22 protein-coding genes, 1 pseudogene and 1 riboswitch are annotated in these 20,393 nt (G+C 41.5%); of the genes and pseudogenes, 21 read left to right on the forward strand and 2 right to left on the reverse strand.

Annotation, left to right across the window (positions count from 1 at the left end):
- Positions 1 to 474: 474 nt before the first annotated feature.
- The 12 genes and pseudogenes from DESOR_RS11995 (at position 475) to DESOR_RS12050 (ending at position 12,439) form a co-directional block, all read left to right on the forward strand.
- Complete coding sequence (locus DESOR_RS11995; RefSeq protein ID WP_014184852.1) at positions 475 to 900, forward strand: OsmC family protein; 426 nt, start codon at positions 475 to 477, stop codon at positions 898 to 900.
- Between the two features lie 423 nt (positions 901 to 1,323).
- Positions 1,324 to 1,560, forward strand: coding sequence for a hypothetical protein (locus tag DESOR_RS12000; protein ID WP_242832497.1), 237 nt, complete (start codon positions 1,324 to 1,326; stop codon positions 1,558 to 1,560).
- 17 nt (positions 1,561 to 1,577) lie between these two features.
- Positions 1,578 to 1,880 (forward strand): DNA-directed RNA polymerase subunit alpha C-terminal domain-containing protein, encoded by a 303-nt coding sequence (locus DESOR_RS12005; protein ID WP_042331141.1) that lies wholly within the window; start codon positions 1,578 to 1,580, stop codon positions 1,878 to 1,880.
- A gap of 355 nt (positions 1,881 to 2,235) precedes the next feature.
- Positions 2,236 to 3,249, forward strand: a complete 1,014-nt coding sequence (locus DESOR_RS27395; protein WP_014184854.1) for an FUSC family protein — start codon at positions 2,236 to 2,238, stop codon at positions 3,247 to 3,249.
- A gap of 289 nt (positions 3,250 to 3,538) precedes the next feature.
- A complete protein-coding gene (locus DESOR_RS12015; protein ID WP_014184855.1) occupies positions 3,539 to 4,792 on the forward strand; it encodes a DNA polymerase Y family protein in 1,254 nt (417 codons plus the stop codon).
- A gap of 234 nt (positions 4,793 to 5,026) precedes the next feature.
- Positions 5,027 to 5,202, forward strand: a riboswitch (cobalamin riboswitch).
- 98 nt (positions 5,203 to 5,300) lie between these two features.
- On the forward strand, positions 5,301 to 6,050 hold the full coding sequence (cobS, locus tag DESOR_RS12020; protein WP_014184856.1) for an adenosylcobinamide-GDP ribazoletransferase: 750 nt from the start codon (positions 5,301 to 5,303) through the stop codon (positions 6,048 to 6,050).
- A 13-nt stretch (positions 6,051 to 6,063) separates the two neighbouring features.
- Positions 6,064 to 7,155 carry a nicotinate-nucleotide--dimethylbenzimidazole phosphoribosyltransferase gene (gene cobT / locus DESOR_RS12025; protein ID WP_014184857.1) on the forward strand — a complete coding sequence of 364 codons (1,092 nt, stop codon included), beginning with the start codon at positions 6,064 to 6,066 and terminating at the stop codon, positions 7,153 to 7,155.
- Positions 7,148 to 8,680: a DUF2284 domain-containing protein gene (locus DESOR_RS12030; RefSeq protein ID WP_014184858.1), complete on the forward strand. Its 1,533-nt coding sequence runs from the start codon at positions 7,148 to 7,150 to the stop codon at positions 8,678 to 8,680. Before cobT ends, DESOR_RS12030 begins: the two co-directional genes overlap by 8 nt.
- A 5-nt stretch (positions 8,681 to 8,685) precedes the next feature.
- Complete coding sequence (bzaD, locus tag DESOR_RS12035; protein WP_014184859.1) at positions 8,686 to 10,011, forward strand: B12 lower ligand biosynthesis radical SAM protein BzaD; 1,326 nt, start codon at positions 8,686 to 8,688, stop codon at positions 10,009 to 10,011.
- A 6-nt stretch (positions 10,012 to 10,017) separates the two neighbouring features.
- Positions 10,018 to 11,547 carry a B12-binding domain-containing radical SAM protein gene (locus DESOR_RS12040; RefSeq protein WP_014184860.1) on the forward strand — a complete coding sequence of 510 codons (1,530 nt, stop codon included), beginning with the start codon at positions 10,018 to 10,020 and terminating at the stop codon, positions 11,545 to 11,547.
- Between the two features lie 378 nt (positions 11,548 to 11,925).
- A pseudogene (locus DESOR_RS12045) lies at positions 11,926 to 12,102 on the forward strand (YccF domain-containing protein); the annotation flags it as partial.
- 16 nt (positions 12,103 to 12,118) lie between these two features.
- Positions 12,119 to 12,439 (forward strand): thioredoxin family protein, encoded by a 321-nt coding sequence (locus tag DESOR_RS12050; protein WP_042332212.1) that lies wholly within the window; start codon positions 12,119 to 12,121, stop codon positions 12,437 to 12,439.
- Positions 12,440 to 12,552: 113 nt separating this feature from the next.
- Here the strand turns inward: DESOR_RS12050 and DESOR_RS12055 are convergent, their stop codons facing one another.
- On the reverse strand, positions 12,553 to 13,056 hold the full coding sequence (locus tag DESOR_RS12055) for a CBO0543 family protein (RefSeq protein ID WP_014184863.1): 504 nt from the start codon (positions 13,054 to 13,056) through the stop codon (positions 12,553 to 12,555).
- 276 nt (positions 13,057 to 13,332) lie between these two features.
- Here DESOR_RS12055 and DESOR_RS29710 point away from each other — a divergent pair, with 276 nt between their 5' ends.
- Entirely contained in the window at positions 13,333 to 13,476 is a 144-nt protein-coding gene (locus DESOR_RS29710) for a hypothetical protein (protein ID WP_169315199.1), read from the forward strand.
- A gap of 75 nt (positions 13,477 to 13,551) precedes the next feature.
- Positions 13,552 to 14,169: a dienelactone hydrolase family protein gene (locus tag DESOR_RS12065; RefSeq protein WP_174275424.1), complete on the forward strand. Its 618-nt coding sequence runs from the start codon at positions 13,552 to 13,554 to the stop codon at positions 14,167 to 14,169.
- Positions 14,170 to 14,444: 275 nt separating this feature from the next.
- On the opposite strand, the gene DESOR_RS12070 is transcribed toward DESOR_RS12065, so the two are convergent.
- Positions 14,445 to 14,783 carry a MerR family transcriptional regulator gene (locus tag DESOR_RS12070; protein ID WP_014184865.1) on the reverse strand — a complete coding sequence of 113 codons (339 nt, stop codon included), beginning with the start codon at positions 14,781 to 14,783 and terminating at the stop codon, positions 14,445 to 14,447.
- A gap of 143 nt (positions 14,784 to 14,926) precedes the next feature.
- On the opposite strand from DESOR_RS12070, the gene DESOR_RS27400 reads away from it, so the two are divergent.
- The 7 genes from DESOR_RS27400 to DESOR_RS12100 all read left to right on the forward strand — a co-directional run bounded on the left by DESOR_RS27400 (position 14,927) and on the right by DESOR_RS12100 (position 20,325).
- Positions 14,927 to 15,382, forward strand: coding sequence for an MFS transporter (locus DESOR_RS27400; protein WP_052304303.1), 456 nt, complete (start codon positions 14,927 to 14,929; stop codon positions 15,380 to 15,382).
- Positions 15,333 to 16,127 (forward strand): MFS transporter, encoded by a 795-nt coding sequence (locus DESOR_RS27405; protein WP_081468498.1) that lies wholly within the window; start codon positions 15,333 to 15,335, stop codon positions 16,125 to 16,127. The genes DESOR_RS27400 and DESOR_RS27405 overlap by 50 nt, the downstream gene beginning before the upstream one ends.
- Before the next feature lie 124 nt (positions 16,128 to 16,251).
- Positions 16,252 to 17,226, forward strand: coding sequence for a hypothetical protein (locus DESOR_RS12080; protein ID WP_148265268.1), 975 nt, complete (start codon positions 16,252 to 16,254; stop codon positions 17,224 to 17,226).
- A 212-nt stretch (positions 17,227 to 17,438) separates the two neighbouring features.
- Positions 17,439 to 17,783, forward strand: a complete 345-nt coding sequence (locus DESOR_RS12085; protein WP_014184867.1) for a cupin domain-containing protein — start codon at positions 17,439 to 17,441, stop codon at positions 17,781 to 17,783.
- A gap of 29 nt (positions 17,784 to 17,812) precedes the next feature.
- Entirely contained in the window at positions 17,813 to 18,004 is a 192-nt protein-coding gene (locus DESOR_RS12090; protein ID WP_042331148.1) for an NAD(P)-dependent oxidoreductase, read from the forward strand.
- A 195-nt stretch (positions 18,005 to 18,199) separates the two neighbouring features.
- Complete coding sequence (locus tag DESOR_RS12095) at positions 18,200 to 19,270, forward strand: uroporphyrinogen decarboxylase family protein (RefSeq protein ID WP_014184868.1); 1,071 nt, start codon at positions 18,200 to 18,202, stop codon at positions 19,268 to 19,270.
- A 233-nt stretch (positions 19,271 to 19,503) separates the two neighbouring features.
- Complete coding sequence (locus DESOR_RS12100) at positions 19,504 to 20,325, forward strand: MetQ/NlpA family ABC transporter substrate-binding protein (protein ID WP_042331150.1); 822 nt, start codon at positions 19,504 to 19,506, stop codon at positions 20,323 to 20,325.
- The last annotated feature ends 68 nt before the right edge of the window (positions 20,326 to 20,393 follow it).

Raw genomic sequence — 20,393 nt, forward strand, 5'->3', positions numbered from 1 at the left:
ATAATCCTGAAACCTCCGAAATTGAAATTTATGAGTTTTGGAGGTTCTTTTTTATAAAAACAAAAGAGATAAATTGCCGAAACATATAAATTCACAAATTATGATTATAACGACTTGTATGGATATGGCGCTCAAGACATTGTTTAAAATAATAAGAGCACGATGGGGTATTGAGAACTCAATCTTCAATAACTTGAAAAGTAAATGTGGTTTGGAGCATTGCTTTGTGCATGGCGGAAAAGCAGTAGAAGCTAAATTTGGGGTATAATTGTAATTTAAATTACAATTATAGCGATGTTTATTGCTCTATACTATATATGAATTATGAGAGCTTAAGTGATAAATTTACTGCCTAAAGGAAGGTGAGTTTATAGCTCTGACTGGTGAAAAGAATTATTGGCAACAACAAATAGTAAAAACTAATCTGAATAGAGACTAACCTGTAAAAATTGTAAATATTAGGAGGGATATTCGATGCAGAAGGTATCAAGCGTATGGCAAGGGGGCCAAAAAAACAGCGTTTTTTTTAATCAGGATATTAATTTGCTAATTGATGAGAAAGGACCGAGACCGACAGATCTGCTATTGGCAGGGTTAATCGGCTGCAGTCAGGGGGTTTTCCTGGAAATCATAGAAAAAATGAGGATTAAGGTCAATAGCATTAGCATGGAGGTAGAGGCAGAGCGTGAATCCGAGCCTCCAAAGCTATTTTCGAAAATTGCTTTAAACTATCATATAGAAGTGAATGAAGGCTTGGAATCTAAAGTGGTCAGAGCGATAAAGCTTGTAGAGCAGTATTGTACTGTGTTTAATATCATGAAATTAAGCGCTGACATTGAGGTGTCATGTTATATAAATGGGGTACCGTCAAGAGTTTTTCCGGAATCACAAGCAGATTAAATGAGTCGATTAAAAATCGGCGGTTTTGAGGTCAGACTAATCTAGATTAGTCATCTCAAAAACCGCCGATTTTCAAACTGGATGCTGTATGTACGGTCTGTTGACCTAATATAAGCCAACTGTTGTGAGTCTTTGACCTTAGTTAATTATAATTACGCAAACAAAATCATTGATAAACTACGAACTGAAGGATATAATAAGAACATGAGTTCGATTTTAGCAAATATATGTACTGTGAGGCGAGTAAAATGAAGGATGTTTGCGCAGATTGTAATCGGAAGGCCTATTGCCTGGAACCCTGTGAAGCCTGGTTAATTGCTCATAACCAATGTCCGGTCTGTCGGAATAAACTCATACATATCGGAGGTTGTACTGAGTGCATCACAGGTGACTGGGCGAAGTGCGGTTAATATGATAGTATTAATGAAACCGGTTGAAATGATTGCCTGGTTTACTCAGGATGGTATTCCTAATCCTATCCGCTGCAGGCTTGGTGACAAGGTTATAAGAGTCCAGCAGGTGACGTCGATATCAGAGGAAAAGCTAGCTGGAAATCGGATGTTCATTTACCGTTGTCAGACGGAAATTAACGGGAAATTAATACCCTTTGAGCTAAAGTTTGAGCTGCAAACTTGCAAATGGTTCTTGTTTAAAATGTAGGAGAGGGTGTCTCGTGGATGGTGAAGGTGAGAGTAACCACTTTGTATATTTGTGAGTTCTGTCAAAAAGAATACGCCAATATCAATGATGCCGAAAAATGTGAGAGCATTTGTCGCCGGTTAGCTGAATCTCCCGGAATCGAGATTTTGAATCTAAGCGCGCGGTCGTTTAATGCCCTCTATAGGGCAAATATAGAAACGGTCCGGGAACTGCTGGAACTCTCAGACAAAAATTTAGCGAGAATAAAGAATTTAGGACTTGAAAGCCGGCGGGAGATAAAATCTAAATTAGCACAATACCAAACTAGGACTTCGGTTTAAAGGCCCTTTATGGTGAAGAGGAGACTGCCGGCAGCTAAGATGCTGCCGGCAGTCGGTTTTTCAGTCGGAGGGTTAAACCTGGAGAGGGTTGGAGGGCAGGGGTAACCCGTCGAGCTTGTACCAAGAATCTTACGCGCGTAAGATTCTTGGTACAAGCCCAGGAGAAGGAGTTCAAGGAACTGAGTTATGTGGCCATTCTGGCCGGAGAGCTTTGGGGTGTGCTGTATATGGCGGGATTGGATATCATTGACAAAGAGGAAATTTAAAATTAACATTGCAATAAGGGATGGCGCCGTTACTGTTTTGATAACTGACAGCGCTTTTCCATATATAGAGAGGTGAAACTTTTGGATCTATGGTAAAACTTCATTTACATTTTGGTTGGCGGATCATCAAAACTGGGATAGCAGTAGTGATATGCATTTGGATTGCTAATTTACTTCACTTTGAATACCCCTTTTACAGTGCAATTGCGGCGGTTATCGCTATGCAAGCGACCATAGCAGATTCTCTTAATCAGGGAATTAACCGCATGAAAGGGACAATCGTTGGTGCAATAACAGGGTATCTTTTTGCTCTAACTCCATTCAATAACCCGGTTTCGATAGGTATTGGACTTATTATTACACTGGCTATCTTAAAAAGGATGCATTGGAACGAAGCTATGAATATAGCCAGTATTGTGTTTATTGCCATAATGGTTAACAACGCCGGACATCCACTCAGCTACTCACTGAACCGGATCATCGATACGGCACTTGGGATAGCCGTAGCCTATCTGGTTAATTGGTTTATTTATCCGCCACATTATCAGATTGAGGTAGAACGGTGTTTTCAAGAGACTAGAATCAAAGTTATTAATTTATATCAATGCTCTTTTCGTTCTTTGCTGAATCAAAACACTTATATCACTGGAAATGATATTGTAGAACTGCGTGAGACTCTGCAAGAAGCCCGAGCATTAGTTGTAAAAAAACGCAAAGACCATGCTTGGGGCAAACCGAAGGATGATTTTCGTTTGAAATATATAGGGCCATTATGTAGGTTGGAAAGAATGAGCGTTGCTATCGAGCAGATATTTTCCTTAAGCGAGAAATTAATCCATCCTCTTAGTCTGGAACTTGAGCAGGATTTAGCCGATCTTTTAACGAAGAGTTTCTGCCTGTTATCGCTGATTACTGAGCCCAATATGGCGGTCGCGCACGATTTATTCGGTGAAACGGAGGCTGTTGTAGAGGATATCTATCGGAAGCTAGGTCAAGAAAATACCTATTCATATGTTGATAGCAATAGAGGATATATTTTAGAGTTATTAAACTGGATAAAGGAAGTAACGAAGGCCACAAGAGGGTGTCTGGGGATTTCTTAGGATTATTCCTAATCCTATCCGCGTTCACATATTCTAAATATCAAGGTCACGAAACAGTAACATTTTTGTTCTATGATGTCTATATAGAAAGATATCCGGACATAACGGTTGAAATATAGACCGGCTTTCTCTTAACCTCCTCTGTCACGCCCCCAGCGAGGGGCGTTTTTTCATCCCCAACGATGAGTTGAATGGAGATATAGTTTAGTCTCCAAAACTTTCCTCTATTAAATTTTCGACATTCGGCATATAATTAGAACAAACGTTCTGGTTAGGGGCGAATGTATGTATGCAAAACAGAATTATTATGCACATTGATGTTAACTCAGCTTATCTCTCATGGGAAGCTGTTTACCGTCTTCAACATGGTGATTCCCTTGATCTCCGTACCGTCCCCTCCGTGGTTGGCGGCAACGAACAGACCCGCCACGGCATTGTTCTCACTAAATCCATCCCTGCAAAAGCTTTTAGCATCCAAACCGGCGAAACCTTATACACTGCCAGGATGAAATGCCCAGGCTTACTTGTCGTTCCGCCCAACTACTCCCTCTATATGCAGTGCAGCACTGCTATGGGCGATATCTTAAGGGAGTACTCTCCCTTTGTAGAACAGTATTCAGTGGATGAATACTTTCTTGACTTTACGGAGAGCAAAAAGCTCTTTGGCGATCCTGTTCAGGCAGCTCACAGTATCAAGAATCGTATCCGTGATGAACTGGGATTTACGGTTAACATTGGTGTTTCCTCAAACAAGCTCCTTGCTAAAATGGGTTCTGAGCTTAAAAAGCCAGACAGAGTACATATTCTGTTCCCGGAAGAAGTCGAGAAAAAAATGTGGCCTCTGCCGGTGGAAGAGCTTTTTATGGTAGGCCGGGCTACTGCGAAAAAGCTCCAGGATCGCTGTATTAAAACGATAGGGGATTTGGCCAACTCCGATCCGAAATGGTTGGAGCTCTTTCTCAAATCCCACGGCCGCCTTGTCTGGAATTATGCTAATGGCCGTGATATTTCTCTGGTTCGTGTTAATCGGCATCCCGTCATCAAAAGCATGGGTAACTCTACCACCACGGCTTTTGATATTATGGACCGGCAGTCGGCTCACCTTTTGCTCCTGTCCCTTGTGGAAACAGTTAGCGCCAGACTCCGTGATGCCGGCTATTGTACCAAACTTGTTTCTATCTCTTTCCGGACCCACGAATTTTATCACTGCTCCCATCAGCGCAAGTTTTATACGGCCACGGATAGCACTAAGGCCATTCATCAACTTGCCTGTGAGCTCTTTGATGAACTATGGCAGGGACATCCTCTGCGGCACATGGGTGTCAGTGTATCGGAATTATGTGGAAACGATTTTATTCAAACGGCTTTCTTCCAAGAATATAGTGAAAAACAAAAGCGTCTTGACCGGGCTATTGATCTCATTCGTCAGCGTTACGGTTCGGATTCAATTTTCAGATCGTCTTTCATTAAAACCGGATTAAAGCCTATGGCTGGCGGAACGGGGGAAGAGATAGATTACCCTGTCATGTCAAGTTTGTTGTAAGAGGTAAAGCCAGAGTATGTAACTGCTGTGGAAAATGTAAACAGGGGAGAGTTGCCCAGGTTCCCGTGACCTTCCCGGGCTTGTACCAAGAATCTTACGCGCGTAAGATTCTTGGTACAAGCCCGGAAGAAGGTTGTCACTCTCAAAATCATAGTTGCAAAATTGAGAAAATGGTAATAATCCCATCATTCTACATAGTTGACAGAAACATTGAATTAAGCTATGCTTATCTCAAATTTATAATTTTTTACAGGTGCCAACTATCTGTTGGATAATAGGGAACCGGGTGATATTCCCGGACGGACCCGCCACTGTATTGGGGAGCAATTGTCATGACCACTCTTTTTGGAGGAAGGGACAATGTTGCAATGAACCTGAGTCAGGAGACCTGCCTGTAAGATTTCGTTGTTAGCTTCGTGAATAAGCTGGCAGCTGTGAGGATGAAGGAAAAGTCCGCACCCGTTTTGGATGCGGACTTTTTTGTTTATTTTTTAAAGATAGAAGTGTGATGGAAGTGGAATTTTTACTAGCATTACAATTTTTAACCAAAATTCCTATTACAATTGACCGCATGGAGGGGGATAAGGTGATGGCGCGGTCCATGGCCTATTTTTCCTTGGTTGGTTTATTGATAGGCGGAGCAGCTGCCGGATTGCATTATGTGCTTTGTTTGGGATTTTCTCCTGCAGTGGCCAATCTTGGTGCAATCATTTTTGTTATTTTATTGACCGGGAATCTGCATGGCGATGGGTTAATGGACACGGCTGACGGTATTTTCAGCGGACGACCCAAGGAGCGGATGCTGGAAATCATGAAGGACAGCCGGGTCGGCTCTCATGGGGTGATGGCAGGGGTACTGGTCGTATTACTGAGGTGCCTTTTGTTAGGTGAACTGGATCAGACCTCACAGATGATGGCGTTGGTACTGGCACCAACGCTGGGGCGCTGGGCGCAGGTTTATGGGGCTGCTCGTTATACCTATGCAAGAAGCGACGGCGGAACTGGCTCATTTACCGCTTACGTTGGTTGGCGGGAGCTGGCTGTTAACTCAATCATTGCGGTAGGAGTAGGCTGCCTGCTGTTAAAAATGTCCGGAGTTATCCTCCTAGGGGTCAGTCTAATCGGTGTGATTCTGTTTTATGGCTTTATCAAGGGTAAACTCGGCGGGATCACGGGTGACACTTTGGGTGCAGCCAATGAATGGATAGAAATATTAACTTTAATGATGATGGTTCTCTTACCATTGTTCAAGTTTTGAGAGGAGTGAAATGATGCAATTATCTTTAGAAGAAGTCTTAACCGGCATCAGACCGGTAGAACAGGCCTGGCGGGTAAAGGCCAGAAAACGGCTGGATGATCTGGCCATTCCGCGTGATAGTTTAGGGTGTTTGTTGGATTTGGCCGAGCAGTTGGCGGGCATTAAAGAAAGCATGATGCCTTCCGTGGCGAAGAAAATGGTGGTGACGATGGCTGGAGACCATGGCGTTGTAGCGGAGGGTGTGAGTGCATTTCCCCAAGAGGTTACTCCGCAGATGGTAAATAACATTGTCGCTGGCGGCGCAGCAATCAATGTTCTAGCCGAAGCGGCAGGGGTCGGTGTGACCATCGTGGACATGGGAGTAGCGGTGGATCTCAGCTCTTTGGTGGAGCAAAAAAAAATACTTTCCTATAAAGTTGCCTATGGTACGCAAAATATAGCCAAAGGTCCGGCTATGACGAGGGAGCAGGCTGTCCAAGCTCTGGAAGCAGGAATTGAAGTTGCCGGCTTATTGATGAAAAGCGGCATTGAACTGTTGGGTACGGGAGACATGGGAATCGGAAATACAACACCGAGCAGCGCCATTCTGGCGGCGTTTTCCGGTCGATCCCCCCGGCAGGTGACTGGCCGGGGAACCGGTCTCAATGACAGTGCCTTGGAGAATAAAATAAAGGTCATCGAAAAGGCGATTGCTATAAATAAACCGGATGGAAAAGATGCCTTGGATGTGCTGGCCAAGGTAGGAGGCTTCGAAATTGCTGGGATTGCTGGATTGATTCTGGGTGCAGCGTATTATCGCGTGCCGGTGGTAGTCGATGGACTGATATCTTCAGCCGGGGCCTTGGTAGCGAAAAATTTGGCGCCCGACACCGTTGATTATATGATCGCAGCCCATCAATCCATGGAACCAGGACATCAATATATGCTGGAAGTATTAGGTCTAAAGCCGATCCTAAATCTGAACTTGCGTTTAGGTGAGGGTACTGGGGCGGCTCTGGCCATGAATATTGTGGAGACCGCTTCTCGGGTTATTTACAAAATGCTGACGTTTACGGACGCGGGGGTTACGGGACCGGAAAATACGGAGGGTATGGTCCATGCATGATCCACAGGATATGAACCCGCAATACTTGGAAGATCTGGCTACCGGCTATTGGTATTCGGAGGTGCTCTTTACAGCGGTGGAGCAAGGGCTTTTTACTCTGTTGGAGCCCAATGGGAAACTCGTGGTGGAGCTGGCGAATGGCTTAAACTATGATTTTAGAAGTTTAAAACGCTATCTACATGTCTTGGCAGTCTTGGGACTGGTTTTTGAGGCGGATGGATATTGTACAAATACAAAACTCTCCCGAAAATATCTGGTTCAGGGCTCTGAGACTTATCAAGGGGATTCCATTCTTTGGCGTAAATATCTAGTTGAGAATTGGAAAAGCATGAATCAATGTTTGGAAAAAGGCACCCGGGTGCTGTTTCCACCAATGGATGAGCCCGAAGAAGCTGTCAGAGAACGTTTTCGCCGCTATTGTCGGGCGATGGACTGCATCGTTAAGAATAAAATTGAAGAGATTTTGCCGATTTTTTCTCAGATCAAGCTGCAAGGAGAGATTCTGGATGTTGGCTCAGGTTTAGGCGTTTTCTCTACCGGATTTCTAAAAAAGTTTCCAGAGACGAAAGCGACCCTGCTGGATATGGAACAGGTGTTGGACTATGCAGAAGAAACTCATGCCGGAAAGGCTTATGCAGACCGCATACAATATCGGCCCACCAATATCCTGGAGGCATGGGAACTGCCAAAAAAACAATACAGCTTGGTGATTCTATCCAACATTGTTCATGCCTTTGCTGAGGCAGAAACTGGGTATGTGCTTTCTGAAGCCGCTGCCCATTTGGCGGAGGATGGTCTGTTAATCGTTCATGATTTTTTCATGGAACATGCTTCAGCCAAGGCAGCTTTATCGGATCTGAATATGCTGGTAAACACCTATAACGGCAAAGTTTATTCGTCGGCCTGGGTGCAGCAGCAACTAATAGATGCAGGTTTGACGGTAACGGAGTTGATTCCTTTGGAATCAGATACTTCAGTTCTAATAGCGGCCAGGCAGCCGACGAAACTGGCAGAGCTTTGTATTTCTGAGTTGCAGCAATTGTCAGCTAAAATACAGACCTTGGGCTTTGAGGTTGTGAAGCCGATTGAGGCGGATATCATTCACGTACCGGAGTGGGTAGGACTCAAGTGTGAATTTGGCTGCGATGGCTTTGGCCTTCCTCACTGTCCTCCTAATTCAATTCAGTCTGAAAAAACACAAGCCATGCTGAAGGATTATTCTAAGTGCTTGCTGTTGCAGGGTGTGCCGCCAACCCGTGATTTTCAGAGAATGGTGCTGCAAGCAGAACATACAGCCTTCAAAACAGGCTATTATCGAGCCTTTTCGCTGTGGGCGGGTCCCTGCAGTATTTGCCCGGAATGCGGCGGTAGAGATAATTGTAAAAATCATAAAAATGCACGGCCTTCCATGGAGTCCTCCGGTATTGATGTTTACGAAACGGTTCGCAGAGCTGGACTTTCCCTAGAAACACGACCGGAAAAAGATGATTATATTAAATATTTCGCATTACTGTTATTGGAGTGACGCAGATGAAGATACTTATGGTTCAGACGCCCTCTGTAGAAAGCCTTACATCTGAGCGCGTATATCCCATTGGCATTGTTACCCTGGGAACACATCTTCGCCGGGCAGGTCACCAGGTGGTTCTGATGGACATGAATCTGGAAACTGATGCCTATGGGGCTTTAAAAGCTAAGCTTCTGGCCGAACAACCGGAGGTCGTGGGATTATCTTTAAGGAATATCGATCCTTTGGCGAATAAGACCAGTTCCCTGATCCCGCCCTTTGTCATTACGGTGAAACTGGTGCAGGCAATTTTGCCGAAGACCCCTATTATTGTGGGTGGAACTGGTTTTTCGCTGTTTCCCAAGCGCATTATGGAAGAACTTCCGGAAATTCGCTATGGTATCCAGGGGGAAGCAGAATATAGTTTGCCAAAGTTGTTGGAAAATTTTGAACAACCGGGAGAACTCCCGGGCTTATGTTACCGGGAAAAGAACCAAGTGATCGTGAATCCGGCAGCCTCAAATTTTACGTTTAAAGACTATCTTGTACCCAACCGGGATTTGCTGCCCCCCGACTTGTATCGGGATATTAATAACTATGTGCCGGCATTTGGCATTGAAACCAAGAGAGGTTGTCCTTTGAAGTGTTCTTACTGTGTTTATCCTCAGCTTCAAGGAGTGACCATGCGTTGCCGCAATCCGGCGGAAGTGGTCGATGAGATGGAAATGCTGCAAGCTAAATACGGACTGAGGGATTTTCATTTCAATGATCCAGTGGTCAATCTGCCTGTTGGTCATCTGGAGGAAATCTGCGAGGAAATCTTAAGAAGAAAACTGCAGGTCACCTGGACTGGTTTCTTTAGGGAAGATGTGTTGGATTTGGACAAGGTGAAGCTTTATGAAAAATCTGGCTGCATTTGTTTTTCCTTTTCACCGGACGGTTTATGCCAGAGCTCATTGGATGTGCTGCAGAAAAATCTGAAAGTAGCGGATACACTCAGGGCCGCAGAGCTGACGGCCCAAACCGAGGTGGTGGTTATGTACCATTTCATGACCAATGTGCCGGGTGAAAATATCGAGACAATTGAACAGGGCAAGGCGCTGATCGATCAATTGTATGAGATTCACAAGCCGAATCGAAATCTGGGGGCCATTGTTTTGAATAATGTCAGGGTTATGCCGGGGACGTCGATTGAAGCCATAGCTAGAAGCCAGGGAGAGATAACTGAGGAAACGGATTTGCTATATCCGATTTACTATAACCCGAAAAAACATGAGACCCTGAGATATACCTTAGAAACCTATCATATGAAGAAGAATGTATTTATGTGGCAAAGAGTGGAGGGTTGAGTTGATATGAAAGTTTTTCTCTTGGAGCACCCCCGGCAGATTGAGCCTGACCGATGCAATGACATTGCCAATACCCCTTTAGCGTCCAGCCTGATTACCGGCTGTATCGCCGGCATGCTGAACAGCATGGGGCACGACATCAAGATTGCCGAAGGATTTTTAGATAACTTGACATACGAGGATGTTGCTCAGCAGATCCTTGAATTTGCACCGCCCGTGCTGGGTGTCCATTTGATTTATAACTGGGAAAACAACCGGCAATTGTTTTCATTTCTCAAACGTCTAAAGGAAGACGGTTTGGTGGAGAAGATTGTGGGCTACGGGTATTATCCCACGTTTGCCTATCAGGAAATTCTTCAGTTATGCCCACAGTTTGACGGACTGATCATCGGTGAGCCGGAGCAAACCTTTGCCGAGTGGTTGGAAACCGGGGTACCGGTGTCTGGGATGGCATGTGTGGATGCAGCCGGACAGATCCAGATGCAGCGTCGTGAGGCATATCGCAATCTCGATGCCCTGCCGGATCCCATTCGTACTGCGGCGATGATGAAGATCGGAGAGGTGAATATTGAAGGCAGCCGGGGCTGCTACGGGAGATGCACCTTTTGTTATATCAATCCGTATTACGGCGAAGGTTCTTGTTGGCGGGCCAAGAGCCCGGAACGCGTGATGCAGGAAATAGATCGGATCATAGCGCAATACGGCCCGCTGAAATTTTACTTTACAGATCCGAATTTCTTTGGTCCCGGTAAAGCAGGTCAGGAGCGCGCTATGAAGCTGGCAGGGCTGTTAAAAGAAAGAAAAATTCGTTTTGGCATTGAAGCCCGGGTTAACGATATTCATGAGGATAGCATTGCAGCTCTTGTTGAGGCTGGCTTAGAGGATTTATTGATTGGGCTGGAAAGCGGTCGTGATGATTCGTTACGGCGGTTGAATAAAATGACAACTGTTGAACAAAACGAGAGCGCCTTGCGCATCCTGCGCAGCCATGGCATTGAGCCAAATGTCGGCTTTATTATGTTTGAGCCGGATTCCACGCTGGTGGATATTCGCACTAATTTTGAATTTCTCAAGCGAAATTCTCTGTTAAAAAATATTTTTATCACCGCCAATGTGCTGTATCATCCCCAGATTATCCTTCAGGGTACTAAAGCATACCGGGATTTGCAGCAGGAGAAACGTCTCATCCTTAGAGGCACTACTTATGAAGGCATGACGACTTTTTTGGTACCGGAAGTGGCGCGCCTGGCCGAAATCATTGGACAGATTACTAATTATTTCTTTGTTAGAATGGATGATATCTGGAAGGGCAAGCTGCAGGAACCTTCGGATGTGGGAAGTATTTATCAAGCCGTCAATCAACTGTTGGTCAACTGCTTTGAGGAAAACTTAAGCCGCCTGGAAGCGGGAGAACCCATGGATGGGGCGGCAGTAAGTGCGCTTATCGATAAAGTCAATAACAAAATAAAAGCAATTTTTGATCAGTTCCCTAAAACCTCGGGGATCAATAACAAATTTGTTGTCGATCAGAATTAATTATAAAAGCAATCCAGAGCGATCATAGGCTCTGGATTTTTACTTTTATTTAAAAGTTATAAGTTTAGTTTTAGTTGGAATACTCACCTTCTCTACGTTACTTTCATTAACGCTTCGGATACCAACAGGGTAAACAGAAACAGTACAATCCTTGGCTGAGGTAGCGTTTTTGTTTAAGGTTAAGGGAACTTCGATCGGCGATTTGTGTTTATACACAAATATATAAGTATAAAAATAACTTGAATAATGTGCTAGCCATTGGCTGACACCGGGTTTTTGCTTTTATTTGACTGCTATATGCAGGAAATAGGGGATAGTGGTGGAAATAATAGGAGCTGAGACTCATATGAATGGAGGAAGACAATGAATTTTATTGGTAATATCATATGGCTGATCGTTTTTGGCTGGGAGTTTGCTGTAGCTCATTTAGTTATTGGCCTGCTTTTTTGTCTAACGATTATTGGTATTCCCTTTGGGCTCCAACATTTTAAATTTGCTAAACTAGGTCTGATACCATTTGGAGCGAAGATTTATGAAGAAAGGCTAGGGATTTAAGATGGAAAAACCAAATATGAACATTATGACGAATAGTCATATTCAAACGTATGATCATCTCGAACAGCTCATGGCAGAAGAGAAACAGGTTATTCTTTATTTCAGCTCTCGAGACTGTAATGTTTGCCATGCTGTTTTTCCAAAGTTAATGAATCTAATTAATGATTACTCAATCAAGGTCATAAAAATAGATATCAATGATCATGTAGAAATTGCAGGGCAATTACTGGTATTTACAGTACCAACGATTCTCATGATGTATGATGGCAGAGAAGTTCTTAGAGAAAGCCGATTTATTGATTTTCAAAAAGTTGAGAGAATGTTGAATTCTTTTTAGGTGCTACCTCACTAATCCTGTCGAGCGCCAATCCCAGATTACGTAATCAGCGTGGTAATGAAGAACTAGTGGTTTGTTCAAACATACGGCTAATCTCAAATTGTGATTTCAAGTCAGTTTGCATTAGAGGTTTCTAAATTGCTCATTTTTTTATCTAAAAATCTAATGCCTTCAATACATCCTTTAACTAATATAAAAGTAAATGAAAGAACGCCAAACGTAATATAGCTATTCCAACCTTTATGATACTTTACTAAATTCGTATTCTTTTCAAGCCAATTCTCTAGAAGTGTCATTGGTCCACTAAAAAGAAATACGCTTAAGAACATTTTTAATGGTTTCATTTTATCAGTGAATTGATTATAGATGACACATGATAAAGGAAATAGTATGTATAAAAATACAATGTTTGAATCAAAAAAATTGGAGAAATAACGATAGGGATATCTCAAATAGCCTCGCTTTATAACAGGCCCATCAATAATAGTTGAAACTAAAGTTTTTATAAAATAGATTAGAAACCAGTCTTTTAACTGGCCTTTTTTCCTTAATAAGAAAAATATGCTTCCAGTTATTCCTAAAATGGTCATTGAATTTAATATAGTCCTATCCTTCATTAGAATACCTCCTATATAAATAGGATGTTCATTTTTGAGGTTATTATTTAAATTTAAAAAAAGTTAGTTAGTCTGTTTGACGGCAGCAAAATTGAGTGCGAGATTTGAATAGGATTTGTCCTGATTTAGTCAAGAATTTCGACATTTCTTGCAAAGGGGATGTGAGATAATTGGTCATATGTAATCTTATAGACCAGCTAAACATCGAATCATTCTATTGGAGTGACACGTATTTTACGGATAAGACCTCTGATGAGGGATCAAGGAGGGTCGGAAATGAGTTCAAACTGCGAAAATTGCAAGATGCGTATCAAAGCAGAACAGAAGCCAAATTCATTTTTAGCGAAATTCTGGCGCTGGCATACTCGATGGTGCCCAGGCTGGAAAGCGTACCAGAAGGAATTAACGGGAAAAAAGTAAGTTGAATTTACAAGATAGGAAATTGTAACTTAAATTATTAAAAACAGGCCGGAGAATTGTTTGATGCTGAATAATATGAGAGGCAATGAATCTGCAATAATCGTTCTGCATGAGATATATGGAATTAACCCCCATATTAAATGGGTTTGCGAACATTATTCAGAAGCAGGATACGATGTTTTATGTCCAAATTTTATCAAGTCTGATTTAGGATATTTCCATTACAATCGAGAAGAAGAAGCTTACCAATACTTCGTTAATTATGTTGGTTTTCCGTATATGGTACATGAAGTTGGAAAAATACTCATTAACTCAAGAGCAGTCTACAAAAACATAGTTCTTTTAGGATTTAGTGTTGGGGCAACCGCAGCATGGATATGCAGCGAAAAAGAAAATACTGCAGATAAAGTTATTGGCTATTATGGTTCTCGAATAAGAGATTATCAAACTATAACTCCCAGATGCCCGACGCTGCTTATTTTCGCAAAAGAGGAAAAGTCATTTAATGTTTCTGAATTGACGAGCGTTCTTGAAGAAAAGAAGTCCGTCAATGTCAGTGTGCTAGACGGAAAACATGGTTTTAGTGATCCCTTTTCGAAAAACTTTAATGAGCAATCGCAAAGAAGAGCCTCGGAATTAGTAGATGAATTTCTGTTTAGGGGAAGAGAGACGAAAAGTAATCCAGAGCGATAATAGGCTCTGGGTTTTTACTTTTATTTAACTGCTTTATGCAGTCAATTTCTCTATAGAAAGGATTTCGTCATATCCATCATGTAGCTAATATTTGTCATGGCCATACTGCTTAGTTTCTTCCTCAGTTTTCTTATGAGTTTTCTTTGCATAACAGAATTCCGGAAGCGAATCTGCCCAGGGTATAAAGCCTTCCAATAACTCCAGCTTGTTATGAAAGTCCAGATTAGGCAGATTTCTAAATAGGTAGACCAGATATTCATAAGGTTAATCCGAATCTAGTCCTCATTTTGCGACCGATCAGCTAACTTTAAAAAAGCCTGATTAATATTTGCAATTCGCAGTTCCATTTTCCTTGCTGCAGCATCCAAAGTAAAACCGTCATCTAATAGCTCTTTAATCAAGATGATTTTCTTAATGTTCAGATAGTTATACCGCCGTACAGAGCCTTCTCCTTCCTTCATTGATTGAATAATCCCCTTTTCCTCCCAATAGCGTATCTGTCTTTGTGGGACACCTGTAATATCTGACACCTCTCCAATTCCCACCACCAGTTTGCTTAAAAGGTCAAAATCCAAAAGAACATTGGCTTCATCTTTGATATCCAACTGCGTCACCACTCTCCATTCATTGTAGATATTTTACGTCAACGGATAATATTTTGCAAATGCTCCACTCGAAAGATATTGACATGTATTGTAATAATGTTACAATAGAGGCGTCTTACTTCCGGAAGCAAGGTGAGAAAGGGGCTGTTTATATGAGTATTTCTGTGACCAACGAACAACTACACCAACAACAAGTTAACAGGAACTTAACCGTAGTGACTATTTTACTTGCCTTGTGTGGCCTAACTGTGGTTTCGAACGTCTATACGATGATCCCGCTCATTGGGATACTTTCTTCTACGTTTCACGTTCCAACCGCAACAGCCGCATGGGCAGGCAGCAGTGTCTTTTCGCTTTTTTATGCGTTTGGATTTTTAATTTTTGGGCCAATTTCTGACCGTTTCGGGCGAAAACAGGTTTTAGTGCCGGGTATGATTACCTTATCAGTAAGCACTTTGCTCGTGAGTTTCGCTCAATCGATTCAGTCGTTACTTTATTTCCGTGCCGTGCAAGGTTTTGTTGCTGCCTCATTTGGCCCGGTGGCCTTAGCTTACGTGTTTGAATATCTATCCACCGGTAAAAAGGCCCACAGCCGTTGCCTTGATTAGTACTGGGTTTCTATTAGCAGGTATCGTAGGACAGATTGTTAGTTCCTCTATCGCTAGTTCGCTGGGTTGGCCCTATGTGTTCATTTCGTTTGCAGTGGTTTACGTTTTAGCTTTCCTGCTGACTTTGGCAATTCTACCAACTGTTCCTGTTAAGCACACCGGACTCAGTCTTTTTGCAGTGTGGAAGCAAATGTTCGGGTTGTTACGGGACGTGAGCCTAGTTAAGGGATATACCATAACTTTTACCCTGCTCCTCTCCTTCGTAGGGATGTACTCTTCCCTGGGCGGGTATTTGGCAAATACCCACGGGTTAAAGCCTGAGCAGTTACTGAGTATCAGAGCTGCAGGGATTCTTGGAATGATGATGTCGCCATTTGCCGGAAAGTTTACCGCACGCTTTGGTTACAAAAGGGTACTACTGGCCGGATTGATTGGGGCAACCACAGGTCTTTGGTTGGAATGGGCAATGCCAACCGTAGCCCTTATCACATTAGCTTCGGTAGTGTTTGTGGCGGGTATTTCCATAGTCGTGCCTACTCTTATCAATATCATTGGCATCTTAGGTAAACAAGCTAGGGGTGGAGCAGTTGCGTTATACACCTTCATCCTATTTTTAGGTGCCAGCGCCGGACCGATAATTGCTGCACTTGCAGGTTTTAAAGTGATAAGTTTAGTTTTCGTTGGAATACTCACCTCCTCTACGTTACTTTCATTAACGCTTCGGATACCAAAGGAGGGGAGATAGGATTATGGAAAACCCGGATTTCGGATTATTTTGCACAGGCGACCAACTGGGGAGCCTATGGATTGACCGGCATGAGAACTTCGATCGGCGATTTTGTAAAATTAAAAACATAGGAGTGAAAAGTGTGGCCAATACCAAGGAAAAACACCGAATAATTTCAGATCGTTTCATTGATGCGTTAACGAGTGAAACGGACCTAGGTTTAAGTCGAATATTAAGTTTGGTTAAGACGGATACAACTTTGTGTTTAGAAATCAGGAGAAATTATATTAACATTTACTATCGTGGGGGAAATATTATGAAGATCTCGGAGGATAAGGACCTGTTTTTCGCTTCCTTCGATTCGAAGTATATTACTAAGGGCTTAATGAAGGAATTGCCACCCGCTGTACTCTCGACCTTTAATGATGTATCAGAGTGGATTTGGGCAATACCTTTTTTAAAGCATGAAATGGATTTGTGGTTTGGGAAAAACCATAAAAACGAGAGAGAATTTCAACAATTGATGGTTCGTGAAAACAATTTTAAAGGTTCTGCAAAAGGAACCGACTATTTTATTTGCGATATTGAGTATGCCAATTCCGAGGGACGGTTTGATTTAGTTGCGGCATATTGGCCATCATCCGGGGCAGAGCGTAAAAATAATAGAAATATTGGATTGTCGTTCATTGAAATGAAATATATGGACGGAGCGTTGACGGGCAAAGCAGGTATCCGTAATCATATACAAGATATGAGAAATTATTTAGACCCTGCCTATGACAATCTGTCTAAACTGAAAGATGAAATGAAGGAAGTCTTTAACATTAAACAAAAACTTGGTTTGATTGATAATCAGAAGCATATCGAAAAATTCAACGACCAAAAACCGGAATACATTTTTGTATTTGCCAATCATGATCCGGATTCACAGATATTGTACGATGAGCTGCAAAAAGTAAAGGCTATTACAGATGAGCTTCCGTTTGATCTGAAAATTGCTACAAGTAATTTTATGGGATATGGATTATATAGACAAAACATTTATGAACTAAACGATTTCTTGAATTTATTTAGCAAACAAATATATGCTAAAGTTACAGGGAGTAATAAATGCTGATTAATTGAATGAAAGTTATGCTAAGGTGTCTGAATATACTGGTGGGAATGAGTAGTGTAACCTCGGAATTCGTACATAAAATGTATAAGAGAAAATCTTGATTCACGTTGTAATGGCTGAATATTAAAGAAGAACCCTGAAATCAGATTAATTTCTGATTAGGTGAAGAGATACATGCGTGGTCACTGACTAAACTTGAATGGAGGTTTACCATGCTCGATTTTCCGGAGTTTATGAAATCAAGTAAAAACCGAATTAGTGACAAAGAGCAGAATACACAGGATATAGAGGGGTATTATTATACTGGTACTGACGGCAGTCAGATGGCATTTTGGACATGTTATGCCGACAGAACTTCTAAGAAACATAAGCATGAATTCGATGAGTATATGGTTTGTATTTCTGGCCAATATACAGTAATTATGAACGATGAAGAGTTTGTTCTTAATCCGGGAGATGAGATCTTCATTCCAAAAGGGACTGAGCAATGGGGAAAGTGTGTTGCTGGAACAAGAACGATCCATGTATTTGGTGGTAAACGTGTTCTTGGAGAATGAACTGAATTCCCTGCTGGGAGCGTTTAGAGTTGGTACATTCAAAACCAAATAATCTAAACGGCTTAGTGGGGTTCGGAAATATCGGCAAAGAAGTTGCCAAGCGGGTAAAAATCGGACTTGAAATGGAAGTGACGGCCTGGACCAGAAGACATGGCAAGGGTGTCCATCGTGAGGTGGATGAAATAGGCGAATTCCATTGGAATTCGCCCCTTCTCGATTAATAATTAGCACCAGCGTAGTTCATAAATGAATGCTGGTGCTATTGTCATTTGGACATTAATGATTAATTAAAGATTAATTTTCATTCCGAATTAGCACTTTTAGACATATGTATTTAATGATAGAATTATATAATAAATTGATTATATCAAAGAAGCAGCCCCCTTGGGAATGAACTTATAAGAAGGTGTAGTATTATGGAAATTAAACAAGACTTGATGACACCAAAGGAGAGGATGCAAGCATTTGCCCAAGGCAAACCTACGGATAGAATTCCCTGTAACCCTATCATGGGTGAGACCTTATCCTCTTTGATTGGACGCACTACATATGAAGTTTATCATGATCCGGAAGTATATGCAGACCTGGAAATTGCTCTTTTTCGCAAATTCAGACATGATGCTGTCGGCGTAGGAATAGGTCTGAGAGAAGTTGCTGAAGCCATGGGGACTAAAGTTATATATCCTCCCAATAATATTTCCTATGTTGCTGAACCCGCCTTAAAGGATATTCGGGATGTCGCTAAACTTTCTCCTGTCAATCCTTATCAAGACGGTAAGATCCCCATTAGATTAATAGCCTTAAAAATGACTAGGGATGCTTTATTTAAAGAAGTAAATGTGAGCTGCGGCATCCCAGGTCCATTTACAACGGCATCGGGTTTATTAGGAACTGAGAATTTATTAAAAGCTTTAATAAAGTATCCCGAAAAAGTTCATGAGCTCATGGAAATTATCGTGGAGTCAAACTTTAGAATTATCGATATTGCAGCAGAAATGGGTGTTGGGATTGGTATAGCTGATCCGATTTCGTCGTCAACTATTATCAGCAAGAAATTCTTTCAGATTTTTTCTATGCCTTATGTGGAAAAATGCATTGATAGAATAAAACAAAAAACCGGAGGGGGTATGTCTATACATGTTTGCGGCAAGAGTAAAAAGATTTGGGGCGATTTAGTTGAAATAGGAATCACTTCATTGAGCATTGATGATATTGAGGATCTGGAAGATGCAAAGAATGCGGTTGGGGATAAAGTATGTTTGGTTGGCAATGTGCCTCCTGTAGACATAGTAAGGAATGGAACTTATGAAGACGTTGTCAGGGAGAGTAAGTTTTGTATAAAAAAAGCCCATGATAATCCAAAGGGTTTCATACTTTCAACTGGATGTCAGATTCCGATGAATGCGCCTATAGAAAATATACAGGCACTTTTGGATACGGCAAGAAGTTATGGCGTTTATCCGGTAAAGCCTGAATTATGGGAATAGGTAGATAATAATTAGTAGGCAGAGGCTATATATTCTCAAAAATAATGGTATAATGTGTGTGTAATAAATAACAATAACTGAATGATTATGAAAAAAGACGTTTTAAAGTAAAGGGAAAAATAGTACATATTTGATGTCGAATTTTTCATAACTCATAACTAAAGAAGGAGAGGTGAATGAATAACAGTATTTGTTATTTTTTTCATAAACTAAATATACGAGGTGGTCAAAATATGAAAAAGAAAATTTTTGGTATACTATTATGCATAAGTATGGCTGTAATTTTAGTGGGTGGGTGTTCTAGTACAAATACAAGTTCAGCAGGTAAATCTGAAGAAAAAACGGTAATTAATATTGGAACAAGCTCAGTTTCAAAAGATTTAGCTGAATCAGGAAAAAAAGCACTTGAAGATATGGGATACAAAGTGGAAATTAAAGTATTTGACGATTATGTATTACCTAATGATGCCTTAGCGGAAGGAACATTGGATGCAAACTTTTATCAACATGAACCATATATGAATAACTATAATAAATCACATGGTACAAACATTATTATGCTGGAACCCAAATTATACAATTACTATACGGGTCTCTATTCTGTTAAAGCAGATAGCATTGAAGATTTGCCAAATGGCGGAGCAGTCGGTATTGCCCAAGATGCTGCTAATATTAGTGTACAGTTAAAACAATTGCAGGAAGCTGGAATTATTACCTTATCAGATAAGCCGGCGGCTGGTGATTTTTATACAGTGGCGGATATTGTTAAAAACCCTCATAATTATGATTTTGTACAGTCCGATCATGTGAAATATAAGAACATGGATGATTATACCATTGTTATTGGTACGTCAAATACAATGGCTGAAGCTGGCGTCGATCCCACCAAACATCTTCTTAAGAAATTTGTAGATCAAGATTTAACGCAAGGCATTTGTGTATTGGCCCAAAATAAAGATACCAAGTGGGCTAAAGATATAATGACTGCTTATACATCAAAGGAAGCTATAGCTAATGTTCCGGCTTCTTCAGGATTTGAATACGCTGGAAAATAGTTAGAAGTGATAAAAAATGCAACAAAATTTTCTTGTTGCATTTTTTATTGAATACGAGGAGATAAATT

This window comes from Desulfosporosinus orientis DSM 765 (assembly GCF_000235605.1).
GTDB lineage: Bacteria > Bacillota > Desulfitobacteriia > Desulfitobacteriales > Desulfitobacteriaceae > Desulfosporosinus > Desulfosporosinus orientis.